6 protein-coding genes are annotated in these 5818 nt (G+C 47.3%); 3 read left to right on the top strand and 3 right to left on the bottom strand.

All coding sequences use genetic code 11. The features are described 5' to 3' along the window. Nucleotides 1–320 precede the first annotated feature (320 nt). The 3 genes from NG833_RS22640 (at nucleotide 321) to hisS (ending at nucleotide 2305) form a co-directional block, all read left to right on the top strand. Nucleotides 321–650, top strand: coding sequence for a LuxR C-terminal-related transcriptional regulator (locus NG833_RS22640; protein ID WP_254567533.1), 330 nt, complete (start codon nucleotides 321–323; stop codon nucleotides 648–650). 13 nt (nucleotides 651–663) lie between these two features. Beyond that, a complete protein-coding gene (locus tag NG833_RS22635) occupies nucleotides 664–942 on the top strand; it encodes an acyltransferase (RefSeq protein ID WP_254567532.1) in 279 nt (92 codons plus the stop codon). A 73-nt stretch (nucleotides 943–1015) separates the two neighbouring features. Further along, nucleotides 1016–2305, top strand: a complete 1290-nt coding sequence (gene hisS, locus NG833_RS22630; protein ID WP_254567534.1) for a histidine--tRNA ligase — start codon at nucleotides 1016–1018, stop codon at nucleotides 2303–2305. A 90-nt stretch (nucleotides 2306–2395) separates the two neighbouring features. On the opposite strand, the gene NG833_RS22625 is transcribed toward hisS, so the two are convergent. The 3 genes from NG833_RS22625 to NG833_RS22615 all read right to left on the bottom strand — a co-directional run. Continuing rightward, on the bottom strand, nucleotides 2396–4702 hold the full coding sequence (locus NG833_RS22625) for a nitric-oxide reductase large subunit (RefSeq protein ID WP_254567531.1): 2307 nt from the start codon (nucleotides 4700–4702) through the stop codon (nucleotides 2396–2398). A 400-nt stretch (nucleotides 4703–5102) separates the two neighbouring features. Beyond that, a complete protein-coding gene (locus NG833_RS22620; RefSeq protein ID WP_254567530.1) occupies nucleotides 5103–5591 on the bottom strand; it encodes a ribosomal protein L7/L12 in 489 nt (162 codons plus the stop codon). A gap of 25 nt (nucleotides 5592–5616) precedes the next feature. Further along, on the bottom strand, nucleotides 5617–5818 hold a 202-nt coding region (locus tag NG833_RS22615), incomplete at its 5' end, for a hypothetical protein (RefSeq protein ID WP_254567529.1).

The following is a 5818-nucleotide window of genomic DNA, read 5'->3' as shown; positions in this document are numbered from 1 at the left end:
AAACGACTGAAGTCGTTACTACGAACGGGGGATAACGACTGAAGTCGTTACTACGAACATCCACCCCATCCTCCCCATCTCCCCCATCTCCCCAATCTCCCCCATCCACCCCATCTCCCCAATCTCCCCCATCCCCCCCCATCCCCCCATGTCCCCCATCAACCAAGGACAAATGACAAATGACAAATGACTATCCCCCCCATCCCCCCCATCCTCCAGATGACTAAAAGACAAAATAAGCGTAAAATCCATGAGATTTGAGACAGATTTCCGATAGAATCAGTACAATATAGGTAGATATACAGAGATAGGAAATGCTTATGGCTGGCGGGGAATCTCAGACCCATGTAACCCTTTCCGAGCGAGAGCTACAGGTGATTGAACTGGTAGCATCTGGTTTGACCAATCAGGATATAGCAGAATCGCTAGAAATTAGCAAGAGGACGGTGGATAACCATATCAGCAATATTCTGAACAAAACAAAAACCGCGAACCGTGTGGCATTAGTCAGATGGGCCTTACAGTCGGGTAAGGTTTGCATCGATGATGTTAATTGCTGTACTTTACCGCAATTAACCGACGAAGAACCGGAACTAGAACCTGTTCAAGAACAGATTGAAGACACTCAAGAGATTGAGGACCTAGGGTAAGCAGTCATTAAATATGGAAGAGTTAAAAACTCAGGGAACCGAAGACAATTCGGTTCAATATGAAATACCAGGACTGCCATTAACGGTGTATCGAGAATTGGCAGCGCATCTGCGGCAGGTTCAAGGGGTAGAGGTTGAACTGATTCCCCAAACTGCCGCAGTGTTTAATTATCTGGACAGCCAAATCGCCGGACTATCCATCGAGTATGGACCGGATGCGGAAGCGATCGCACCTCAACGGGTGGAACAAATCCTAGGCTATTACCGCGATCGCCATCGTCGGAATTCCTAGGATATTTTGGGTCATAGAATCGCCAATATTGGCTGATTTTATCTGGGAAATAGCAGCAATCGAAAACGAAGCAATGGGCGCAATTCAAGCATTACGAGGAACCCGAGACATCCTGCCTGCGGAGGTAGGCTATTGGCAAAAAGTAGAAGCCGTTGTCCGAGAAATCCTCGGCAAAGCCAGCTATCGAGAAATTCGGACGCCAATTTTTGAACTGACATCCCTATTTGAACGGGGAATTGGGGAAGCGACGGATGTGGTTGGCAAGGAAATGTACAGTTTCCAGAGTCGGGGAAAAAAACCCTACTCCATGACCCTGCGTCCCGAAGGCACTGCCGGAGTGGTCCGCGCCTATATTGAGCAGAAACTGCACGCTTCCGGGGGTGTGCAGCGCTTGTGGTACACCGGACCGATGTTTCGGTATGAACGACCCCAGGCGGGACGGCAGCGCCAATTTCATCAAGTTGGGGTAGAGGTCCTCGGGACTGCGGACCCCCGTGCAGATGTGGAGGCGATCGCGATCGCCACGGATATCCTGCAAACTTTGGGACTGAAAAACCTGCACCTGGACCTCAATTCCGTTGGTAATAGCGAAGACAGACAACGCTATAGAGAGGCTTTAATTGCCTATCTCACCCCTTATCAAGCCGAATTAGACCCGGATTCCCAGGACCGACTCACCCGCAATCCCCTGCGAATTTTAGACAGTAAAGACAAACGCACGGGAGAAATTGTCCAAGATGCACCGAAACTGGGAGACTATCTCTGCGACGACTCAAAACGGCACTTTGAGCGCGTCCAAAATTTGTTAACCCAGTTAGGAATTCCCTATCAATTGAATCATCGCTTGGTGAGGGGATTAGATTATTACAGTCACACGGCTTTTGAAATCATTTCCGATGATTTAGGGGCACAAGCAACCGTCTGTGGCGGTGGACGGTATGATAATTTGGTCAACCAATTGGGGGGACCGGATACCCCTGCTGTGGGTTGGGCGATCGGCTTAGAACGGTTAATTATTCTACTGCAACAACTGGATACCCTTCCCCAGAATCCCTTAGATTTTTATGTGGTTTCCCGGGGGGAACAGGCGGAAGAGAATGCCTTAGTCTTAGCCCAAAAATTGCGTCATGCCGGATTTAGCGCCGAAGTTGATTTAAGCGGCAGTGCCTTTGGCAAACAGTTCAAAAGAGGCGATCGGTCCGGTGCCGCTGCCTGCTTAATTTTAGGGGATGAAGAAGCCCAAAATCAAACCGTCCAACTCAAATGGTTAGCAACCGGAGAACAAACAGCCATGACCCAATCTGACCTCTTAACCAACCCCGACCAATTGCGCCAACAATTACAAACCCCAAATCCGCAATAGATGTTCAAATTTCGGTAGAAAAAACCACAGATTACACAGATTAACACTGAAAAAATCTCTGTGAAAATCTGTGTAATCTGTGGTTAAAAATCATTTCTCTATCGGTTGAAATTCTTTATGGGGATAGGATTTAACCGGGAACTGGAAGATGGCAAAAATTGCCTTCATGGTAAAGATAAACATGGATACGGTTCCCAAAGCGAAGACGATATCACCAGGTATCCTTAACCAGACGGTCCAGCGCATCCAGGGGGAACCGATGACTTCGGCACTTCGGGCGTACCAGGTGCCGTATTCTACGGATTGGGCGAGTTGATAGAATCCGTTGGGAATTAAGCCAAAGATTAGCATCATGACTAATCCGATATTAATGGCCCAGAATGCGAATTTAATCCAGCGATCGTCCCAAGCGTCATCTGGGACGAACTCGCGCAAGGCAAACAGCATGAGGGCGATCGCCAAGCAGCCATAAACCCCAAATAAGGCAGCGTGAGCATGAATTGGGGTGGTATTGATTCCTTGGGAATAATACAACACAATCGGTGGATTAATCAAGAATCCAAACACCCCTGCACCGATTAGGTTCCAAATACAAGTGGCGATGAAAAATCGCAAGGGCCAGCGATAAAATCCTTCGGCTTCTTTGGACAATTTTAAGGTTTTTAAAATTTCAAAGCCAATTAGGGTTAGCGGGACGACTTCTAAAGCGGAAAAGACGGACCCGATCGCCGCAATAAACGAGGGAGTTCCAGAAAAGTAGAGGTGATGCAGGGTTCCTATCACACCACTGCCTAAATATAACAGGGTGGTCAAATAGGTCGCACGCAGGGCCGATGACCGACGTAAAAAGCCTAATTCACTGCATAAATAGGCAATCACAACCGTGGCAAACACCTCGAAAAATCCTTCGACCCAGAGATGAATTACCCACCAGCGCCAATACTCGGCAATACTCAAGGGCGTGTGATTGGTGTACATCAATCCCACGGAATAAAACAGGGGAATGGTGATGGCGCTATACAGGAAAAAGTGACTCAATCCTGTGGGGCTTTTTTCCTTTTGTAAGGCCGGTTTAAATCCGCGATACAGTAACCACAGCCAGAATATCATCGCGACAATCAGCAGGATTTGCCAAACTCGTCCTAGTTCGATATATTCATAGCCTTGATGTCCCCACAAGAAGCTAGTTTTGACGCTGAAAAGACCTTGCACTGCTGACCAAGACCCAATCAGGGAACCGACAACGACGACGGTTAATGCTCCCAATAAGATGCTATTCCCGAGGGCTTGTCCTTTGGGTTCATAGCCACTAAATCGGGGAGCAAAATAGAGTCCGGCGGCTAACCAACAGGTGGCAATCCAGAAAATTGCTAGTTGCAAATGCCAGGTTCTCGTGGCCGCATAAGGCAGGTAGAGGTTCAGGGGAATGCCATAAAATCCTTCCCCTTCAACGGCATAATGGGCGGTAAACATTCCCATCATGATTTGCACGAGAAACAAGGCCATTGCTACGCCAAAAAATAGTGAGGTTACTTTCTGGCTGGGGGTGGGAATTCGCACGGCAGGACGGGCGGGAACGGGTAAAACTTCGTCCTCCTCTTCTTTTAAATAGATGAAGAGAAAAATCCCAATTCCAGCAATTAAAATGATGACGGACACGATGGACCAAATCAGAAATTGGGCCGGGGGTTGGTTGCCAATTAAATCATCATGAGGCCAATTTGCCGTATAGGAAAAGGGTGCATTGGGCCGATTGGCGGATGCTGCCCAAGAGGTCCAGGCAAAGAAGGCTGTGACATCGTGAATTTGACTATCATCTTTGAACCAACCGGAGGGGATGGAGTGAATTGCAGACCCTTTGGCTAGGAGTTCATGATAGTCTTTAAAAACCTCTTGAAGTCCTTGACTTTGAGCGTCAGTTAGGAGGAGTTCTTGGGTTTCGGGACTATACCGATTGGTTTTAAATTGTTCACTGACTTGTGCTTGCAAACTGGCGCGTTCGGGGGCGGGTAATGCTTGTAAATCCTTTTGAGAAAAGCTGGGATTGTTGTTATATAATATGCCTGCGGTGGCTAATCCCCAGCGATGTAAGACATCCGCCGTCCAGTCCGGGGCGAGGTAGCTGCCATGTCCCCAGATGCTGCCGATATCCTGTCCTCCACGAGAGAGGTAGATTTCCTGTCCGGATTGGATGTTGGCTTGGGTGACGAGGATTTCTTGATTGGGCGATCGCACGATATCGGGAACGGGTGGGGCATTTTTGGAAATGACCGCCCCCGCCCACAGTAATACACTAAAGGCAATGATACAAATCAGGGCTAACCAGGCGGGTAAGGTGAGTTGTCGCCTGCTGAGACTGATTGCATCTTTGGCATCTAATAGGGTTGAATCTGCCATTGCAATATTTCCCCCAATTTATCGATGAATGGTTTTCAACTCCCTCGATAGTAGCGAATTCAATTGAAAATTGACCAGTTTATAAAAGTTTATATTTTTATTAGATATTTTGGGGCTAAAATTTGATGATTTCCCCCTATTTGGTGTTGACAAGTTGCAGAAACCTGTCAAAAAACATGAGAATTTATGGGTGTCGGGAAAAAATCAATTAAAATTGACAGACGATGTTCACAGGTGAAGCAGAGATGGAGAGGCGATCGCCTCTCAGGGAATGAAGAATTCTAGGACTGCGGTACTTGATGGGTTAGAAACCGGGTTTCTTGATAAAATCTTGGGTGATTGGCAGCAAATCTGGACCAGAAACCCGGTTTCTTGTGTTCCTGATTGATATGGGAAATGGCTATTGAAGGGTAACTCTCGCCCCGCTTTGTTCCAGTTGCAGTTTTGCGGATTCGGCTTCCGATGCGGGAATTTGACGGAGGACGATTTGCGGGGTGGATTCAATCAAGTTTTTGGCTTCTTTGAGTCCTATGCCGGTGAGGATTCTGACGGTTCTCAGGGTGGCAATTTTAGATTCGGGGGGGACAAATTGTAAAATTACATTGCAGAGTTCGGGGGATAGGGTGAGGGGTTCATTGTCTTCGAGTTCGGGGATTTCGATGTCTAAATGATAGAGGATTAAATCGAGTTTTTGTTCTATTTGGGCGAGGCGGCGATCGGTTTGGGTTGAGGTGGGATTGTCCCCGAGTTGTCGTTCGATTTGTTTGAGGCGGTTTTCATGAGTGGTGATGGTGTGGGGGAGGCGATCTTTTTGAATACCGAGGGAAGTTACTATCCAAGTTAATAAGATGACAACGATAACAACAAGAAAGATGATGAGAAGTTCCATCGTTTTTGATTGGTGGTGAGAGGGATTAAAAGAAGCACAATATATATATTTGGGGATAAACCCCCGTTGCAACAAGCAACGGGGGATAACGACTGAAGTCGTTACTACGAACTAGGACAAGAGAACGACTGAAGTCGTTACTACGAACTAGGACAAGAGAACGACTGAAGTCGTTACTACGAACTAGGACAAGAGAACGACTGAAGTCGTTACTACGAACTAGGACA

This window comes from Oscillatoria sp. HE19RPO, from assembly GCF_024220515.1.
Classification (GTDB): domain Bacteria; phylum Cyanobacteriota; class Cyanobacteriia; order Cyanobacteriales; family Laspinemataceae; genus Laspinema.
The sequence above is the reverse complement of the archived record's forward strand: the minus strand, read 5'-3'. Positions and strand labels throughout refer to the sequence as shown.